The sequence below is a fragment of the Pedobacter sp. genome (assembly GCF_037719805.1).
In the GTDB taxonomy this organism is placed as follows: domain Bacteria; phylum Bacteroidota; class Bacteroidia; order Sphingobacteriales; family Sphingobacteriaceae; genus Pedobacter.
The window spans coordinates 755890-773947 of the sequence record NZ_JBBJLZ010000001.1 but is presented as its reverse complement, the minus strand read 5'-3'; the positions used below and the strand labels follow the sequence as shown (position 1 = coordinate 773947).

Annotated in this window: 15 protein-coding genes; 5 read left to right on the top strand and 10 right to left on the bottom strand. The window is 41.8% G+C overall.

Features of this window, described 5'->3' with window-relative positions:
- Nucleotide 1: 1 nt before the first annotated feature.
- The 6 genes from WKF66_RS03505 to WKF66_RS03480 all read right to left on the bottom strand — a co-directional run bounded on the left by WKF66_RS03505 (nt 2) and on the right by WKF66_RS03480 (nt 8296).
- Complete coding sequence (locus WKF66_RS03505; protein WP_489673017.1) at nt 2-616, bottom strand: c-type cytochrome; 615 nt, start codon at nt 614-616, stop codon at nt 2-4.
- Nucleotides 609-1145: a DUF3341 domain-containing protein gene (locus WKF66_RS03500; protein ID WP_489673016.1), complete on the bottom strand. Its 537-nt coding sequence runs from the start codon at nt 1143-1145 to the stop codon at nt 609-611. The genes WKF66_RS03505 and WKF66_RS03500 overlap by 8 nt, the downstream gene beginning before the upstream one ends.
- 2 nt (nt 1146-1147) lie before the next feature.
- Nucleotides 1148-2620, bottom strand: coding sequence for an NrfD/PsrC family molybdoenzyme membrane anchor subunit (gene nrfD, locus WKF66_RS03495; protein WP_489673015.1), 1473 nt, complete (start codon nt 2618-2620; stop codon nt 1148-1150).
- Between the two features lie 25 nt (nt 2621-2645).
- The gene (locus tag WKF66_RS03490; RefSeq protein ID WP_489673014.1) at nt 2646-5720 is read right to left on the bottom strand and encodes a TAT-variant-translocated molybdopterin oxidoreductase; all 3075 of its coding nucleotides are present in this window, start codon (nt 5718-5720) and stop codon (nt 2646-2648) included.
- Nucleotides 5721-5763: 43 nt separating this feature from the next.
- Nucleotides 5764-7065, bottom strand: coding sequence for a c-type cytochrome (locus WKF66_RS03485; RefSeq protein WP_489673013.1), 1302 nt, complete (start codon nt 7063-7065; stop codon nt 5764-5766).
- 250 nt (nt 7066-7315) lie between these two features.
- The gene (locus tag WKF66_RS03480; RefSeq protein WP_489673336.1) at nt 7316-8296 is read right to left on the bottom strand and encodes a deoxyhypusine synthase family protein; all 981 of its coding nucleotides are present in this window, start codon (nt 8294-8296) and stop codon (nt 7316-7318) included.
- A gap of 119 nt (nt 8297-8415) precedes the next feature.
- Between WKF66_RS03480 and WKF66_RS03475 the strand changes: the two genes are divergently transcribed.
- Together WKF66_RS03475 and WKF66_RS03470 are read left to right on the top strand one after the other, a co-directional pair.
- Nucleotides 8416-9546, top strand: a complete 1131-nt coding sequence (locus WKF66_RS03475; protein ID WP_489673012.1) for a BamA/TamA family outer membrane protein — start codon at nt 8416-8418, stop codon at nt 9544-9546.
- Between the two features lie 359 nt (nt 9547-9905).
- Complete coding sequence (locus tag WKF66_RS03470) at nt 9906-10538, top strand: DUF6266 family protein (protein ID WP_489673011.1); 633 nt, start codon at nt 9906-9908, stop codon at nt 10536-10538.
- Between the two features lie 55 nt (nt 10539-10593).
- On the opposite strand, the gene WKF66_RS03465 is transcribed toward WKF66_RS03470, so the two are convergent.
- Complete coding sequence (locus WKF66_RS03465; RefSeq protein WP_489673010.1) at nt 10594-11376, bottom strand: O-methyltransferase; 783 nt, start codon at nt 11374-11376, stop codon at nt 10594-10596.
- A 35-nt stretch (nt 11377-11411) separates the two neighbouring features.
- On the opposite strand from WKF66_RS03465, the gene WKF66_RS03460 reads away from it, so the two are divergent.
- The gene (locus WKF66_RS03460) at nt 11412-12281 is read left to right on the top strand and encodes a transglutaminase-like domain-containing protein (RefSeq protein ID WP_489673009.1); all 870 of its coding nucleotides are present in this window, start codon (nt 11412-11414) and stop codon (nt 12279-12281) included.
- On the opposite strand, the gene WKF66_RS03455 is transcribed toward WKF66_RS03460, so the two are convergent.
- The 3 genes from WKF66_RS03455 to WKF66_RS03445 all read right to left on the bottom strand — a co-directional run bounded on the left by WKF66_RS03455 (nt 12276) and on the right by WKF66_RS03445 (nt 15627).
- Nucleotides 12276-13190 carry an alpha/beta hydrolase gene (locus WKF66_RS03455; protein ID WP_489673008.1) on the bottom strand — a complete coding sequence of 305 codons (915 nt, stop codon included), beginning with the start codon at nt 13188-13190 and terminating at the stop codon, nt 12276-12278. The two genes, WKF66_RS03460 and WKF66_RS03455, sit on opposite strands and share 6 nt — an antisense overlap.
- Nucleotide 13191: 1 nt before the next feature.
- Nucleotides 13192-14266 (bottom strand): peptide chain release factor 2 gene (gene prfB / locus WKF66_RS03450; RefSeq protein WP_489673007.1). Its coding sequence is split into 2 segments (ribosomal slippage): nt 13192-14205 and nt 14207-14266, totalling 1074 coding nucleotides; the frame shifts between segments, so codons are not numbered across the junction.
- Between the two features lie 56 nt (nt 14267-14322).
- The gene (locus WKF66_RS03445) at nt 14323-15627 is read right to left on the bottom strand and encodes an amidohydrolase (RefSeq protein WP_489673006.1); all 1305 of its coding nucleotides are present in this window, start codon (nt 15625-15627) and stop codon (nt 14323-14325) included.
- A 123-nt stretch (nt 15628-15750) separates the two neighbouring features.
- Between WKF66_RS03445 and pgi the strand changes: the two genes are divergently transcribed.
- Both pgi and WKF66_RS03435 read left to right on the top strand, forming a co-directional pair.
- Nucleotides 15751-17397: a glucose-6-phosphate isomerase gene (gene pgi / locus WKF66_RS03440; RefSeq protein WP_489673005.1), complete on the top strand. Its 1647-nt coding sequence runs from the start codon at nt 15751-15753 to the stop codon at nt 17395-17397.
- 110 nt (nt 17398-17507) lie between these two features.
- On the top strand, nt 17508-18044 hold the full coding sequence (locus WKF66_RS03435; protein WP_489673004.1) for a DUF4251 domain-containing protein: 537 nt from the start codon (nt 17508-17510) through the stop codon (nt 18042-18044).
- Nucleotides 18045-18058 lie beyond the last annotated feature (14 nt).

Below are 18058 nucleotides of genomic sequence, written 5' to 3'. Positions count from 1 at the left end.
TTTACTGTTTTCCTTTTTGTAATTGTTGAACATACATTACCACTTTCCATCTCTCTTTTGGAGTCAATTGGGACGCATATGATCCCATTGCATTCAGTCCATATTTTATAGTGTGATAGATCTTTCCTGCAGGAAGGTCCTTCATCAAACCGCCTCTCGAAGAAGTTTTTTCCGGATCATTAAAAGATGGCACACCATTGAACTTCTCTATTTTAACAAGATGTCCTTGTCCATCGCCCTTCTCACCATGACAAGGACCACACATCACTCTATATAAGTGTTTACCTTCCAAAAGTTCATCTGTTGTTGCCTGAACCACTGTATTGGTAAGATTTACGCCAGCTGCCTCATAACCCTCTTTAGTATTTGAATACGTATCCTCTTCAACGAAGCCAATCGGCGATGTATTTCGAGGAGGGGTTTGTGCAGTATGGCCATTAAAACTTTTTAACAGCTCGTTATCTGTAGATATAGGCGTATCATAATCGGGTGCAATCGGATCATACATATTTCTTGCATATTCCAATCCCGTGCTTTGCTTATCCCTGCATGCTGAAAACGTTACAGCACCTGCAAGAATACAAAATGATGCCAAAACAACTCTATTCTTATTCATAGCTAACATACTTCCTTTCATTGTACTTCACTTCCAAAGCACCTGCATCTTTTAATAAACCATCAATCACTGTATGCTCAACATTTTGTTGCGCATCGATAGCTATGATAAACCTGTCGTCAGTCGCTCTTAAATCCATCACCCTTGGAGCTCTTCCTGGAAAAAGATGGGTTGATGCATAATAAGCACCGACAAGACTAAACGCGGTAAACAGAATAGTCACCTCAAACATGATTGGAATAAAGTCTGGAAGCGCCAGTGCTGGTTTACCACCAATGTTATGTTTCCAGTCCACTACTGATGTTAAGTAGATCAATGCAAAAGCGGAGGCCGTTCCAGCAATACCGCAAAAGAATGCAAGTATATCTAACCTCGACCTTTTCAATCCTAACTTAGCTTCTATGCCGTGAATAGGCATTGGCGTATAGACATCATGGATGGAGATGTTCTTTTCCTGAAGCTTTTCGATGCCATGCATCATTTCATCAGGATCACCAAAGCTGCCTAAAATATATTTGATATTACCCATTGTTATATTTTTGCGTATTGTTCTTGTTTAACACTATCAAACTTCTCTAAAGACTCTACGTACTCCGTAACCTGTTCTTTATCCAAATGACCATCTTTAATTTGCTCTAACTTAGCTTGCTCACTTGCGCTCTTCAACAATAGTTTCACCTCTGCAATCGCAATCGAAGGAAGTACTCTTAAGAACAATAGGAATAAAGTAAAGAATAGTCCGATTGAACCAACAAATACGCTCACATCCACCCAGGTCGGATAGAACATCGCCCAACTTGAAGGAAGATAGTCACGGTGTAGTGAAGTAACGATAATTACAAATCGCTCAAACCACATCCCGATATTTACTACAATTGAAAGTATCCAGGTAGCAGGAATACTGGTACGGATCTTTTTGAACCATAACAACTGTGGAGAGATTACGTTACAAGTCATCATCATCCAGTACGCCCACCAGTACGGTCCTGTTGAACGGTTGATAAATGCGTATTGTTCGTATTCAGAACCAGAATACCAGGCAATAAAGAACTCAGTGATATAAGCTACACCCACAATAGATCCTGTTAGAATGATGATCTTATTCATAGATTCGATGTGGAACATGGTGATGTAGTTTTCCAGACCCAATACTTTACGTGCAACCAATAATAAAGTAAGCACCATCGCAAATCCAGAGAAGATCGCTCCAGCCACAAAGTATGGAGGGAAGATTGTTGTATGCCATCCAGGTATTACAGATGTTGCAAAGTCCATCGATACAATCGTGTGTACAGAAAGTACAAGAGGTGTCGAGATACCTGCAAGAATTAACGATACCGTCTCAAATCGCTGCCAGGTTTTAACGTTACCAGTCCAGCCAAAAGAAAAGATAGAATATACTTTACGTCTCATTCCAGTCGCACGGTCACGGATAGAAGCAATATCAGGCAAAAGGCCTGTATACCAGAACAACAGTGATACCGAGAAATAAGTGGAGATCGCAAACATATCCCAAACCAGCGGTGAGTTAAAGTTTACCCATAGTGAACCAAACTGATTCGGCAATGGCAATACCCAATACGCTAACCATGGTCTTCCCATGTGTGAGACTACGTAGGTAGCTGCACAGATAACGGCGAAGATAGTCATCGCCTCTGCAGACCTGTTAATAGAGTTTCGCCAGTTCTGACGGAAGAGTAAAAGTACTGCGGAAATTAGTGTTCCAGCATGACCAATACCAACCCACCATACGAAACCGGTGATATCCCATGCCCATCCTACCGTCTTATTCAAACCCCAGGCTCCAATTCCGAACCAGAAGGTGTAACTCACAGCAACCACCCAAAGAGTAGCACCGCAAAGTGAAAGTATAAATCCGATCCACCAAGCCTTGTTTGGCTTATTCTCTACTGGCAATAAAATATCATTCGTAATCTTTGCATACGTGATATCACTACCGGTGATTAATGGTTCTCTTAAAATTGATTCCTTATGTCCTGACATAATTTATATTTCTTTTAATATCAGCTTACGCTTGTACTGTAGTACCTGTGTTCCTAATTTTTGTCATATAACCAATACCTGGTTGTGTGTTGATCTCTTCTAATACATAGTAAACACGTTCACTACGTAGTGCTTTCGAAACTTCCGAGTTAGGATCATTTCCATCACCGAAGATGATCGCATTTGCAGAACAAGCTTCCTGACAAGCCATTTTGATCTCACCGTCTTTTAGTGGACGTCGCTCTAGCTTTGCTTTTAACTTACCTCCTTGAATACGTTGGATACACATTGTACATTTCTCCATAACACCTCTTGAACGAGCAGTTACATCCGGATTCAACATCAACTGAGTGAACTCATTGTTCAAGTAGTTATCGAAACGTGAATCATTCCAGTAATTGAACCAGTTGAAACGACGAACTCTATATGGGCAGTTATTTGCGCAGTAACGTGTACCAACACAACGGTTATAAGCCATGTGGTTTAAGCCATCTGAGGAGTGAACAGTCGCCAATACCGGACATACCGTCTCGCATGGTGCGTGATCACAGTGCTGACACAACATCGGCTGATGCACAACAGATACGTTATCAAGATTTTCCAGATGAGCGATGTCATCTTCTTTACTTACAGAGCTGATGCCAGTGCTATGTTCACCATGAGCTTCTTCTGCATGTTCTCCACCCTCTGTATTAAAGCTATAGTATCTATCGATACGGATCCAGTGCATTTCTCTTCGCCTGCGAACCTCATCTTTCCCTACTACAGGGATGTTATTCTCTACATTACATGCTACAATACAAGATCCGCAACCAGTACAGGCATTTAAATCAATTGCCATTACCCAGTTATTGCCTGGCTTCTCGTAAGTGTCCCATAAATCATAAGTTTTATGTTTCGCATGCTCGTTTCCAGATCCTGCTGCAGGATTCTTTTTGTATTCCGTGAAGGAAGCTTCACGAATAATATTTCTTCCTTCAAAAGAGTGGTGCGTTTGTGTTTGCGCCAGTTCTTCTCTTTTGCCGGTACCTTCTAATTTAACCGTAGTAGCATACTTGTTGGTACCGTTAGTAAAGCTTACAAAAGGGAAAGCATTCTGACCAACGTTATTTCCTGCTTTACCAACCATAGTACGCCCATAACCTAACGCAATAGAAGCAGTACCCTGAGCTTGTCCTGGTTGGATAAGCACTGGTAATTCAATCGTATAACCTCTCTCGTCCTTAATAGATACGACGTCGAATTCTTTGAAGCCTAACTTTTCAGCAAACTTAGGCGCAAGGGCGATGTAATTATCCCAGGTAACTTTCGATACCGGATCAGGTAATTCCTGTAAAAATGCATTGTTTGCATGCTTTCCGTCGCGCATAGGTACACTTTCGTAAACCTGAAGCTCAATGTCCTTAGCCAAAGCTTTACTGTTTGCCAGGATGGACGGAATAACTGCGGCAAGAGATAAACTGAAGGTATAAGCTCCAGCAGGTCTAGGTGCAGCAATAAATACTCCTGTTTGTAAAACATCTTTCCATGTTTTACCTAAAGCAGGCAGTACTGTTGCTTCCCAATTGTTGCGCACATACTGATAGTATTCTTTCACTGGTGCATTAGCCCAGATCAATAAACTTTCTTCAGCCTGGCGGGTATTGAAAACCGGATTGATAGTTGGTTGAACGATAGAGTAGTAACCTTCGTAAGCACTGGCATCACCCCATGACTCTAAATAGTTATGGTTAATAGCAATTACATTACACAATGCAGCGGTCTCATCCAATCTGTCTGAGAACGACAATCTTAAAGCCACTTTACTTAAAGCATCTTTAAAGGCTTTAGTATTAGCAACATCATAAGCCGGATTGCTGTTCAAGAACATAACCGCAGCAACCTCACCGCGATTCATCTCGTTGATCAGTTCTGTAAACTGAGCATCGTTTCCTGAGTAACGTTTGCAAGGATTATCAAGATCAATGGTAGTACCGTAACTTCCAATGGCAGAGTTGATCGCATTGACCAAAATCTGAGTAGAAACGTCATTAGATCCACTAACAACAAGGCCTTTACCTCTATTTTGTACTAATTCTTTAGCAATCAATTTCAATGCCTTATCGGCAGTTACATTGTTTGGTAGTGAAGCACCAGCTAAATTAGCCCCTGTTATTGCATTATATAAAGTGATTAACGCGGGTCCTTCTTCAGAAAGCTTAATAGGTACTCTTGTATCCGCATTAGTACCTGTCATGCTCATCCCAGCTTCGAATTGGAAGTGACGTGACATTTTTCCTTTACTCAGAGATTTATAATCTCTGTTTGATACGTACTGTGCAGTGAATTCTTCTCCGCTTAACCAGGTACCTAAGAAATCTGCAGCAAAACTTACTACCAGATCAGCCTTATCAAAATTGTATTTTGGAACTACCGCTTTACCAAAGCTATTCTCATTTGCTCTGATGATTCCTGTATAAGACACAGCATCATATTGAACCAATTGAGTGGCAGGGTAAGCGGCTGTAAAGTCTGCAACAACAGCTAAGGATGACGGACTAGTGATCGATGAGGATATGATCCTTATCTTCTTTCCCGATGCCTGTGCTTTAGTAAGCTCAGCTTTTACGAAAGTATCGATCTCAGACCAGCTGGCCTTCTCATTTTTGTTGATGATCGGATCTCTTAATTTCGAGACGTCATAAAGATCAAGTACAGATGCCTGTGCTAGTGCATCAGTACCGCGGTTGAAAGGACCGGCATTAAGATTAGGTTCAATTTTAATGGGTCTACCTTCTCTTGTCTTAACAATAACACTCTGGCCGTTGAAGCTAGAAACATAGAAATTTGGAATTCCAGGAACTACTTCTTCAGGCCTAACTAAGTAAGGTATAGATTTGTGAACAGGGGCAGTCTGACAAGCTGCTAAAGTCACCGCTCCTAATCCAAAGCCTAAAGCTTTTAGAAAGTCACGGCGCGGAGTAACTGTACTTAACCCTGCCTCGTTTAAAACATCTTCTATAGGAAGTGGCTCTGAGAATTCGTTTTTGCTGACCTCAGCAAAATCGGGAGTATTTTTATACTCTTCCAAGCCTTTCCAGTATTTTTTATTGCTTTCCATTTAAGCTCTATTACTTTTATCGAACGTTCTTTCTAATAAACTATTAATAGTGACATTTGCCACACTCCAAACCACCTAAAGCAGCAGGGGTTATTTTCTCGCCCTTCTTGATCTTATCATGTGCCTCAATGATCTTATCATAGAATGCATTTCCTTTGGCATCTACCAATTCTGTGTCTTTGTGACAGTTGATACACCATTTCATGGTTAAAGGAGAATATTGATAGATCTCTTCCATAGTGTTTACCGGACCATGGCAAGCAAAACAAACAGGTTCTTCAGGCTTTAATCCTTTTTCTTTTCTGATTGCTTCCCCACCAACAACAACGTGCTGCGAATGGTTGAAATATGCAAAATCAGGAAGTTTGTGAACACGTACCCACTCTACAGGCTTCTGTTTAGATTGATCGTAAGTTTGAGTCTCCGGATTGTATCCTAAGGCTGCATAAATTTTCTGAATCTCAGGAGAGATCTGACCATCGTACTTCTCTGTTGCCTGGACCGACTTATGACAGTTCATACAAACATTCATTGATGGAATAGTTGAATTCTTTGACTTGAATGCACCCTGGTGACAATACTGACAATCAATCTGATTTGTTCCTGCGTGCAACTCATGAGAGAATTTGATCGGCTGTGCTGGTTGATAACCTGTATGTACACCTGTATTCCACATACCCATCCAACCAAACGATCCTAAACTGATTAACAATAGAAGGACTACAAACCCTACAAATTTCTTGTTTTTGAACAGTGCCTTAATTCCTGTACTGAATGGAATCGTTTCCTCCTCTACAATAACAACACCTTGCTTTTGTAAGATCAGACGCTCTAACATTTTAGCCGCACGGCCTAATATTACCAGCACTAAAATTGAAATCAAAATGATGGCTACGATACCTGCTATCGAAAACGTAGATGGAGTTTCAGAGGTAGTTTCTCCAGAACCAGCACCCGCTTCAGCAGCTTTCTTAGGCTCACCTGCTTTCGCATAAGCAATAATGCTTTTGATCTGTTCGTCTTTCAACCTTGGGAAGGTTGTCATTTCCGCCGGCGAGAACTTTGAAGCTTCAATCGCTTGCTTATCGCCAGCATCAACTAGAGCCTTCCAGTTCCTAATCCACTTAATTGCATACGCCTCATCTAGCTCAGTAAGCTTAGGTGTAAGCGCAGGGCCTACACTATTGCTGGTTAACTGGTGACAAGAGCTGCAATTCTCTTTAAAAAGTTTCCTGCCTTCAGCTACATCTTGCGCCTGTGTTGCAGAAACAGTTAAAACAGAGAGAGCCGCAATAACGAATGCAGACTTCATAACTCTTTTAACGATCAATGAGATATTCCTCATAATGAGTATTTTATGCTTTTTTTTAAAAAATCTGTTTGACACGATTGAGGACAGAAGTGAAGCTCCCCACCAAAACGTCCACAAAAGTAAAATTTAATAACTTACCAGTGACAAAGAAATGACAGTAAATACAATTTATAATCAATCTAAATAGTTCTCCTAACGGCCTTTAAACAGCGAAAATCAGCAATTTTCTCAAATTTGCTGATTCTCATTTACGCATCCGTTAAGATGTATTTGTTATTATGAATTACATTTTTAATATCCATGCAAACATCAGTGGAGCAACGATCGTTGCGTCTGATTCTACAATGAATTTAGGGGTATGAATGTCAAGTTTACCCCAGGTAATTTTCTCATTAGGCACTGCTCCAGAGTACGATCCATAGGAAGTTGTCGAATCAGAAATCTGACAAAAGTAACTCCAAAATGGAATGTTCTCCATTTCCATGTCCTGATAAAGCATAGGAACAACACAAATCGGAAAATCTCCCGCAATACCGCCGCCAATCTGAAAGAACCCAATCCCTTTACCGTCGCTATTAGCAATGTACCAGTTAGCCAGCCAGCCCATGTACTCGATACCGCTTTTCATGGTAGTTGCTTTCAACTCAGATTTCATTACGTAAGAAGCGAAAATGTTGCCCATTGTAGAATCTTCCCATCCTGGAACAACAATCGGAAGATTCTTCTCCGCTGCTGCTAGCATCCATGAATTTTTAGGGTCTATTTCATAATACTGTTCCAAGTCTCCGCTTAGTAGCATTTTATACATGAATTCATGAGGGAAATACCGTTCTCCTGCTGTATCAGCATCTTTCCAGATCTTATGAATGTGTTTTTGCAACCTTCTGAAGGCTTCTTCCTCTGGAATACAGGTATCAGTAACACGATTATAGTGGTTCTCCAAAAGATCCCACTCATCCTGCGGACTTAAATCTCTGTAATTAGGTACTCTTTTATAGTGTGAATGAGCAACCAGGTTCATGATGTCTTCTTCAAGATTTGCTCCTGTACATGAAATTATTGCAACTTTATCCTGACGGATCATTTCTGCTAACGAGATTCCCAGCTCTGCAGTACTCATTGCTCCTGCTAGCGTAATCATCATTTTACCACCCTCATCCAAATGAGTTTCGTATCCTTTAGCTGCATCCATCATAGCCGCAGCGTTAAAATGGAGGTAGTTACGCTCCATGAATTGAGATATAGGTCCTCTTGTTGTACTCATCATTTCCAATTTTCTTGCCGCAAAAATAGCATATTTCTGATTAAGTCTCTAATTGCTATTATTGGCCTCAAAGTTGTTAAACGGCTGTAGTTGTTAAAACTTTCCATTATTTTAGGCCAATGAAGAAAATTTCGCTTTGCACCTTATTAGTTGTTATCGTTGCAAACGTCTTTGGGCAAAAGAAATTAATCGAACGCTACTTATCCGACAAAACTGATTCGTCAAGGAAGGCCAGTTTTATGCCGGTACCCGTTTTTAGATACACCCAGGAAATAGGAATGGAGTTCGGTCTTGGAGCCTTGTTTTCTACTTATCTGGATCGGGAAGACCTGACTAACAGGAGCTCCAACTTTTCAAGCGTTGTTTCTGTCTCTACAAAAGGGCAATACAATGTTTCGCTCAAAAGCGACATATGGACAAAGGGCAACAAGCACCATTACATAGCAGAAACACGCTTCAGAAAGATGCCCTTTGATTTTTACGGCATCGGGAACAAAACCCTGGAGAGTGAAGAAGACAGACTAGTTCAAGGTTCCGTAAAAGTGGTATTTGAAGCCGAAAAGATGCTTCTAAGGAATGCCTACACAGGATTCTCTTTAGGATTTGAAAACTATCATTTTGACGACAAGGTTGTTGGGGGAATCTTTACAACTGACCAGTCATTGCTACACAAAGTGGGTGGATCGGTTTTTTATGCCGGTTTATCCCAAAGCTACGACACTAGAAATTCAAACAATTATACAACCAAAGGTTTTATGGGCAGGATCACTTATCAATATGCGCCGGATTTCTTTGGAGGGGATAATTTCAACGGAAGTTTGTTCAAGGTAAATGTCCGTAATTTCTGGCCTTTGTCTCGTAAGTTCGTTTTGGGTGTAAACGGATTGTTTCATTCCATCCAGGGGAAAAACACTCCATTTTATCTCCTTCCACAATTGGGTAATGATGAGATCATGAGGGGCTATTATACCGGGCGATACAGGGACCGCAATTTGCTGGCGGCCCAGACAGAACTTCGTTATCGCTACAACAACCGGTTTGGATTGGTCCTATTTGCAGGAACTGGTCAGGTTTTCGATAACAAAGACTTCGCAATGAAAAGCTTTAAGCCATCTTACGGTGGTGGTGGAAGGTATTTCTTCGACCCTGAAAAAGGCTTAAGCGTAAGGGTTGATTACGGTATAGGAGAAAAACGTGCAAACGAAAAGCGCCAAACCGGCTTTTATATCAGTCTTGCGGAAGCGTTTTAAAAGTCTTGACCATCGTCCTCCCGGCGGATGCCGGGACCTCGGACTTGCTATAAATACTATGCCGAGGTTCTGAAATAAATTCAGGAAGATGATGTGTTAAACAAAAATGAAACAACTCATTAAAAATGTTTAACTTTACGTATAACGTTTTTAAACCACTGATTAACAAGGCAGTTAATAAGGCTAGGATAGGGTCTGGATTGACAAGGACCCGACAGGGACATAACAGGGAGGTGACAGGGACTTAATAGGGAGGTTGCGCCTATCAACTCCCTTTTAACTCCCAGGTAAATGCCTGTTAAGTCCGGGCCTATTAAAAGCTTGCTAGTATTTCACCTATAACCAAATATAAAGTCGATATGGCAGTAATTAAAAAGGGGATTCTTGGAGGATTCAAAGGAAAAGCAGGAGCCGTTGTGGGGTATCGCCTGATGGAACAAGATATCATGCGAGGCATCTCCGAGTTGAGGTCCACCGAACCTACAAAGAAAGAAACAGCTAACCGATGGAAATTCAAGACTTCCCAGACTTGGTTACAGCCATTAACTGAAGTCTTAAGAATCGGCTTTGCCGGCTACATGGAAAATTGTCACGGCTTTAATGGCGCCAAATCGTTCTTGAGCAAAAATGCCGTCTTCGGCCTGGATCCATTTCATTATGTAGATCCGGCTCTGGCATGTATCAGCCATGGCTCTCTTTATTCAGGAACTGGACTCAAAGCGGAGGTAACAGCGGAGAGAATCGTAAATTTCAGTTGGGATACAACAGGTCCTTTCGCCTATAACGATCGCGCGATTGCTGTAGCTTACGACATCAATGGCAAACAAGCCAATTATGACGTCAGTTTAGCAAAAAGAGTAGAGGGTAAAGCAATGCTGCAACTCGGAGAAGATTTCGAAGGAGCAGAAGTTCACGTTTATCTCGGCTTTGTAACCGAAGACCGAAAGCAAAGAAGCACTAGTCAGTATCTCGGAATGTTCCTGATTCCTTAACTATACTAGCGCACAGATGATGCTCGCATGAAACGCTTTAGGCAATGCCGGAAGCTCAATATTTAATTTTAAAGTGCTCTTTAACCTGGCCCTTCCTGAAAAACACCAAACCGATCCAAAAGAGATCAATCGTAACAGTAACCTGGGGATTTGCCTTAATCTCTTCCCATGCTTCTTTCATTCCCTCACTCCAGTAAATATCGTCGAAGATCAGTAATGATCCCTCATGCACCTTAGGAAGGCACCAATTGAAATAATTAATGGTTGCATCCTTCCGGTGGTTACCATCCACGTACACAAAGTCAAGTTGAGGCTGCTCTGCAATAACATGTGGAAGCAAATGGTCAAAGTTTCCTACCTGCAGCTCTACGTTGTCAAGGTCTAACTGGCGAAAGTTATTGTAAGCCACTTTAGCCGTTTCTGGGCACCCTTCAATGGTAATAATATCGGCATCCGGACAAGCTTTAGAAAGATATGCAGTTGTGATACCCAAACATGTTCCCAACTCGATAATGCTCTTTGGATCGTTATCCTTCGCGAGGCGATAAATTAACTGGGCAAGTCTGGGACTCTTCAATGCATTTTTTGCGATTTGACGCACCTTCTTGGTCCGATTCTTATTTAAATGTGAGCCGGCACCCAAGTCAGTTACCTTAACCATGGAATCGTCATTCAAAAGTTTTTTTCGCTGAGCCTCTATGGTTTTGTAATCATCTTTAGACTTAAAATCGTAAATTACCTCATCAGTCAATTTATAAACAAACGGAGAGTGGGTTCCATGCCTGCTTTTTGAAGTCAGGCGATGCTTAACGTAATCGCTAATAAAATTAAAGACCATAATCGCAAAAGTAGGGATTCAAAATTGGATGTTTAATGGAAAACGTTAAAGAAATAAGTGCATTAGTCAAACTGTTAGATGACCCGGACCAAGAGGTTTTCCAGCATGTGGAAGAAAAGTTACTGGAATACGGCAATGAGGTCGTTGATTTTCTAGAAGACACTTGGGAACATTCGTTAGATGCACTGCTACAACAAAGGATTGAAAACATTGTTCATAAAATTCAATTCAATACCGTAAAGGAAGATTTAAATCTTTGGTATCAAAGTGGAGCGTTTGATTTACTTCAGGGCGCATTAGTAATCAACCGTTATCAGTATCCGGATTTAAATGAGGAGAAGATCATCTTACAGATTGAAGAGATTAAGCGCGAAATATGGCTTGGTTTACAATATGAGATGAGTTCCATTGAGAAAATTAAGCTGATCAACCATATTTTCTATAACGTATTTGGCTTCGGAGGTAACACAAAAAATCACCTTGATCCGCAAAACTCTTTTATTAGCCAGGTTATGGAAAGTAAAAAAGGAAATCAGATCTCCCTGGCCATTATTTATTCCACACTCGCGCAGAAGCTTGATATCCCTGTTTATGGCGTCAACTTGCCACAACATTTTATACTAGGGTATATCGATGAAAGCAAAAGGGAGGAACATGAATTTGGTGTGCTGTTTTACATCAACGCATTTAATAAAGGTGCGATATTTGGAAAGCACGACGTAGACCAGTTTCTTCGTCAGCTTAACCTTGATCCTCAGCCGGGCTTTTATGCCCCCTGTAGCAATGTAGAGATCATACGGCGTGTGATTAGGAATTTAATTTCCGCATATGAGAACGCAGGCTCAAAGGAAAAGGTAGAAGAGCTTAAGCAGCTTCAGGACATTTTAGTGAATACTGACCTATAAAAATTGATTACTGGTCATCCAGTTGTGCAGTCGCTCAAACCAATCGTCCGACGTAGTTTTGTTGTCTAAACCAAATCCATGTTCGCCACCCTGGTAAATGTGCATCTCGCCTTTCACTTTGTGCGCAACCAGTGCTGCATTGAAATCCATGCTATTCTGGACTGGAACTGCGCCATCATCGTTTGCATGTACTAAAAATGTTGGAGGTGTGTCTGAGGTAACATGCTTCTCATTAGAGAAATATTCTTTTTGAGCATCCGTAGGATTTGGGCCAAGTAAATTGGCCATTGAGCCCCCATGGGTATACTTGCCAAAAGTAATTACGGGATATACTAAAATAGAGAAGTCAGGCCTAAGACTAATCGTTTCCTTGTTCTCTATCTTACTATCGTTATAATGGACGGTAAGTGTGGCTGCAAGGTGCCCCCCTGCAGAGAAGCCCATAATGCCTATTTTTTTAGGGTTAACGCCCCATTTAACTGCATCCTTTCTAACCAGATATATCGCCTGTTCTGCATCCATTAACGGCCCGAAAGATTTATCAACCATGATGGCATCACTTGGTAAGCGGTATTTCAACACGAAAGCAGTGACTCCCATCTCAGTGAAGCGCTTGGCCACGTTAAACCCTTCATGATCGATTGCTAAGATACCATAACCTCCGCCTGGGCAGATGATTACAGCGGCACCCGTCGCTTTCCCCTTTTCAGGTTTGTAGACGATCATAGTAGGCTCCGTCACCTTTGCTGTCCGGGTGATCTTATCTCCGCCAACCGGCGATTCTTCTTTATAATCTGCCGGTGCAGGCTTTGAGCCCGGTACCGTACCTTTATAAAGTTTGATCACTTCCTGTCCCTTTAAGGTACTAAATAAGCCAACGATCATAAGTACAGCAATGAAGTATTTCATATTAGAATTCCATTAAGTATGCTTTTAAAAAGTCATTGATATCCCCATCCAGTACGGCCTGCGGATTGGAAGTTTGGAAATTGGTTCGGTGATCCTTCACCCTCCTATCGTCCAGCACGTAACTCCTGATCTGTGAACCCCACTCAATCTTCTTCTTGTTCCCTTCAATTAATGCAGTTGCTTCCATTCGTTTGCGCATTTCTGCTTCATACAACTGCGATTTCAATAACCTGATCGCGTTTTCTTTATTTTGCAATTGTGAACGGGACTCCTGGTTCTTGATCACAATACCTGAAGGCTTGTGATACAAACGAACAGCGGTCTCCACTTTATTTACATTCTGACCACCGGCACCACCTGAGCGGAACGTCTCAAATTCGATCTCAGAGTCTTTAACTTCAATCTCAATCGTATCATCAACGAGTGGGTAAACGTAAACAGATGCAAAGGAGGTATGTCTGCGGGCGTTTGAATCAAATGGCGATATTCTTACCAATCGATGCACCCCATTTTCTCCTTTCAAATACCCATAAGCAAACTCACCTACAAACTGAATGGTCACAGATTTAAGTCCGGCTACCTCACCTTCCTGATAATCCTGCTCAGAGATCTTATAACCGTTCTTTTCACCCCACATCATGTACATACGCATGAGCATATAAGCCCAGTCGCAGCTCTCCGTACCCCCGGCACCAGCGGTAATTTGCATTACAGCAGGCAACTGATCCTCTTTGTTTTTGAGCATATTCTTCAGCTCCAAAGTTTCAACAGCTTCTTTACACAGATCAAACTGCTCCTCCATCTCTTCCGCCGAAGCATCTCCGCCCTGAAAGAATTCAAACATTACCTGTGTATCTTCCAGTAAAGTATTCGCTTCCTGCCAGGCATCCGTCCAGACCTTTTTTGAATTGATCTGTGCGATGTGCTGTTCTGCTTTTTTGGGATCATCCCAAAAGTTGGGCTGCAGTGTCATTTGCTGCTCAACATATATATCTTCTAAACGTGTTTCGACGTCAAAGATGCCTCCTCAGCGACGTTATTCTGTCCCTTAAATCCTGAATTTGTTCTTTTGTCATAGTCACAAACTTAACTAAAATTGTTAATTAATACCTGATTGAAGTGTCGAACAGGCCTACTTTTTCAACACCATATAATCAATTGCCAGGTTACAAAGGGCGTTGACGCCGAGTGTAAAACCACTTTCATCAATGAAGAAATCTGGTGTATGGTGTGAAGGCGCCGTTTTAGGATTACCATTTAACGGCATTCCTCCCAGGAAGATGAACAAGCCTGGAACTTTTTCCTGGTAAAACGAAAAGTCTTCTGCACCAGTAACCGGTGGCTTCAATTTAACATGGGCCTTTCCCGCAGTCGCTTCCAGGCTGGGGAGCATCTTTTCCGTAAGCGCAACATCGTTAAAGGTAACCGGATAATGTGAGCTGTAAGGTAAGAGAACTTCAGCCTTGCCGCCACCAGCTTCGGCGGTTTTGGTTGCAATGGTTTTAACACGTTCTATGAACATCGTCTCATCTTCTTTACTGAAATTTCTTATGGTGCCCAGCATCTCCACCTTTTCTGGGATAATGTTAGATCTTACGCCTCCATTTATAGCACCTATGGTTACCACACCGGGGTTTTCCGTAACGTTCAAATTTCTGCTAACGATGGTCTGCAGGTTGCCTACAATCTGTGATGAAATTACAATTGGATCTATACTGCTCCATGGATAAGCACCATGCGCCTGTCTGCCCGTAACTGTGATCTTCAGATCGTTTACTGCAGCCATGGTTCCACCGGGCCTATAAGTAATATCTCCAACAGGGGTTTGAGAATTGATATGCAAGCCAAACACGGCTTCTACTTTAGGGTTCTCCAGCACGCCTTCTTTCACCATGAGTTCCGCCCCACCTTCTTCGCCCACCGGAGCGCCCTCTTCCGCAGGCTGGAATATAAACTTAACCGTTCCCGAAATGTCATTTTTCATGGAGGCCAGTACCTCAGCAACGCCCATCAGAATTGCGACGTGCGTGTCGTGTCCACAAGCATGCATTACGCCTACTTCCTGACCGTTGTAAGTCGTTTTAACTTTAGAGGCGAAGGGTAAATTAACCCGTTCGGTAACCGGTAAACCATCCATATCTGCCCTTAAGGCAACAACAGGACCGGGCTTTCCCCCTTTCAATATACCCACTACTCCAGTTTTTGCTACGCCTGTTTTTACGGCTATCCCGAGCGACTGCAAATGCTTGGCAATGATGGCAGCAGTCCGCACTTCATTATTCCCCAACTCAGGGTGTTCATGAAGGTCCCTCCTCCATGCAATTACCTTTTGCTCAATACTTAAAGCCTTACTGGAGATCGCCTTTCTTAAAACATTCTTTTGTCCTAAGGCGTTAACAGAACTGAGCACAAGCAACATAAAGTAAAGTTTCTTCATTGTCTGATGTTTATATTTTAAATATAGTATTTATAGGCGGGTAATTTCGTTAAGTAGTAATTATCAGGATTCAACTTTAGCAAATAAAATAAACCATTACATTTACAAAAAACACAATACCATATGTTCCCAACTATAAATTTTACAGAGACAGAAGCCTATAAATATCTTGCTGACCATTTCATCAGCATCAACGAAAAAAACCTGAAGCAGCTCTTCGAAGAAGACAGTGCAAGGTTTGAGAAATACTCCCTTCTTTTTGAAGATATCCTCGTTGACTATTCGAAGAATCGGATTGACGATACTACCCTGGCGCTTTTAATTCAGCTGGCGAGAGAGTGCAAGCTGGACGAAGCGATAAAGGCCATGTTTAGTGGTGAAAAGATAAATGAGACTGAAGGTAGGCAAGTACTTCATGTAGCTCTTAGGGAACCGGCAAATGGGGAGATTAAAGTAGATGGCAAAAATGTAGTGACGGATGTCCATTCAGTGCTCGTCAAGATGGAAAAGTTTACTGGGGAGATCATTTCAGGAAATTGGAAAGGTTACACAGGCAAGCCAATCACCGACGTTGTTAATATCGGTATCGGAGGGTCAGACCTTGGTCCGGTGATGGTAACAGAAGCACTTAAAGCCTATAAAAACCACTTGAAACTCCACTTTGTTTCTAACATCGACGGAACCCATATTGCAGAAACTTTGAAGCTTGTAGATCCGGAAACTACTTTGTTCTTAGTAGCATCAAAGACTTTCACTACCCAGGAGACGATGACTAACGCAAATACTGCACGCAGCTGGTTCCTGGATCATGGCGCTGAAGAAGCAGATATTGCAAAACACTTTGCCGCTTTGTCTACAAACGCAAAAGACGTTGCTGCTTTTGGTATTGATACTGAAAATATGTTTGAGTTTTGGGATTGGGTCGGCGGAAGATACTCCTTATGGAGTGCAATCGGCTTACCTATCGCCTTGAGTATTGGTTTCGATAATTTCAAACAGCTGCTTGCGGGTGCACACGCTGCAGATCAACATTTTGAAGTAACGGAGTTTGAGATTAACATACCGGTTATCCTGGGGTTGATCGGCGTATGGTACATCAACTTCTTCGGTGCAGAAACACAGGCTATCCTACCATATGACCAATATATGCATCGTTTTGCAGCCTATTTCCAACAGGGAGACATGGAAAGTAACGGTAAACATGTGGACAGAAATGGCGACGAGGTGAGTTATGAAACTGGCCCGATTATCTGGGGCGAACCTGGTACTAACGGTCAGCACGCTTTTTATCAACTGATACATCAAGGTACAAGATTAATACCCTGCGACTTTATCGCCCCTGCGCAAAGTCTAAATCCACTTGGAGATCACCACCAAATTCTACTATCTAACTTCTTTGCACAAACAGAAGCGCTGATGAACGGTAAGACGAAGGAGCAGGTAACAGCGGAATTAGAGAAAGATGGCAAGTCTGCCGAAGAGATCGAGAAATTGGCGCCGTTTAAAGTTTTTGAAGGCAACAGACCAACGAACTCGATTATACTTAAAAAAGTCACTCCGTTTAGTTTAGGGAACCTTATCGCGATCTATGAGCATAAGATCTTTGTACAGGGCGTTATCTGGAATATCTTCAGCTTTGACCAATGGGGTGTCGAGCTTGGAAAGCAACTTGCCAAAAGTATTTTACCGGAATTAGCAGACGATGCTGAGGTAACCAGTCATGACGGTTCTACCAATGGTCTGATCAATCAATACAAGAACTGGAGATAAGTTTTGTCTTCCGCGAATAATCTCACAGTAGCGTAACCTTTTGACTTCTAATTTGTTCTCTTATTAGAAGTCAAAAGAATTCCGTATATTCACATAAACAACCAAGTATTATGAAAACGCTAAAAAACATGTTATTAATCGCGATACTGTTCTTTACAGTTCAAGTATCAGCTCAAACAGATAAAGCCACTACAATAAAATTGGTAGAGGGCAAGAACTTCATTTTTAATGCAACAAGTGCGCAGCCGATGAATTCTTCGGAGATCAACGCAATACTAAGCAAAATGCCGGGATCAGTTGGTGCAGGAGTAGTTCCATTGAGAGGTGATGTGTATCAACTTACGGTAGCAAAGGACAATGTAGATGCTTATCTGCCATATTATGGCCGGTCTTATATGGCTCCAAGAAACCCTAATGAAGGTGGAATAAAGTTCAATACGAAAGAGTTTAGCTATAAAGCTGACAAAAAGAAAAAAGGAAACTATATAGTTACGATCAGGCCTGCGGACACAAAATCTGATGTGTTATCTATGACGTTGAATATCAGTCAAAAGGGTTACGCTTCCTTAAGTGTGATCAGCAATAACAGACAAACCATCACTTATACGGGTTATATTAGCGACCCTGCGACGCTTGCTTCAAAATAAGATCTTCCATACCG

Excerpts from the sequence above, each read along its gene's own strand:
- WKF66_RS03505 (WP_489673017.1), bottom strand. The coding sequence starts at position 616 with ATGAATAAGAATAGAGTTGTTTTGGCATCATTTTGTATTCTTGCAGGT.
- WKF66_RS03500 (WP_489673016.1), bottom strand. The coding sequence starts at position 1,145 with ATGGGTAATATCAAATATATTTTAGGCAGCTTTGGTGATCCTGATGAA.
- nrfD (WP_489673015.1), bottom strand. The coding sequence starts at position 2,620 with ATGTCAGGACATAAGGAATCAATTTTAAGAGAACCATTAATCACCGGT.
- WKF66_RS03490 (WP_489673014.1), bottom strand. The coding sequence starts at position 5,720 with ATGGAAAGCAATAAAAAATACTGGAAAGGCTTGGAAGAGTATAAAAAT.
- WKF66_RS03485 (WP_489673013.1), bottom strand. The coding sequence starts at position 7,065 with ATGAGGAATATCTCATTGATCGTTAAAAGAGTTATGAAGTCTGCATTC.
- WKF66_RS03480 (WP_489673336.1), bottom strand. The coding sequence starts at position 8,296 with ATGAGTACAACAAGAGGACCTATATCTCAATTCATGGAGCGTAACTAC.
- WKF66_RS03475 (WP_489673012.1), top strand. The coding sequence starts at position 8,416 with ATGAAGAAAATTTCGCTTTGCACCTTATTAGTTGTTATCGTTGCAAAC.
- WKF66_RS03470 (WP_489673011.1), top strand. The coding sequence starts at position 9,906 with ATGGCAGTAATTAAAAAGGGGATTCTTGGAGGATTCAAAGGAAAAGCA.
- WKF66_RS03465 (WP_489673010.1), bottom strand. The coding sequence starts at position 11,376 with ATGGTCTTTAATTTTATTAGCGATTACGTTAAGCATCGCCTGACTTCA.
- WKF66_RS03460 (WP_489673009.1), top strand. The coding sequence starts at position 11,412 with ATGGAAAACGTTAAAGAAATAAGTGCATTAGTCAAACTGTTAGATGAC.
- WKF66_RS03455 (WP_489673008.1), bottom strand. The coding sequence starts at position 13,190 with ATGAAATACTTCATTGCTGTACTTATGATCGTTGGCTTATTTAGTACC.
- WKF66_RS03445 (WP_489673006.1), bottom strand. The coding sequence starts at position 15,627 with ATGAAGAAACTTTACTTTATGTTGCTTGTGCTCAGTTCTGTTAACGCC.
- pgi (WP_489673005.1), top strand. The coding sequence starts at position 15,751 with ATGTTCCCAACTATAAATTTTACAGAGACAGAAGCCTATAAATATCTT.
- WKF66_RS03435 (WP_489673004.1), top strand. The coding sequence starts at position 17,508 with ATGAAAACGCTAAAAAACATGTTATTAATCGCGATACTGTTCTTTACA.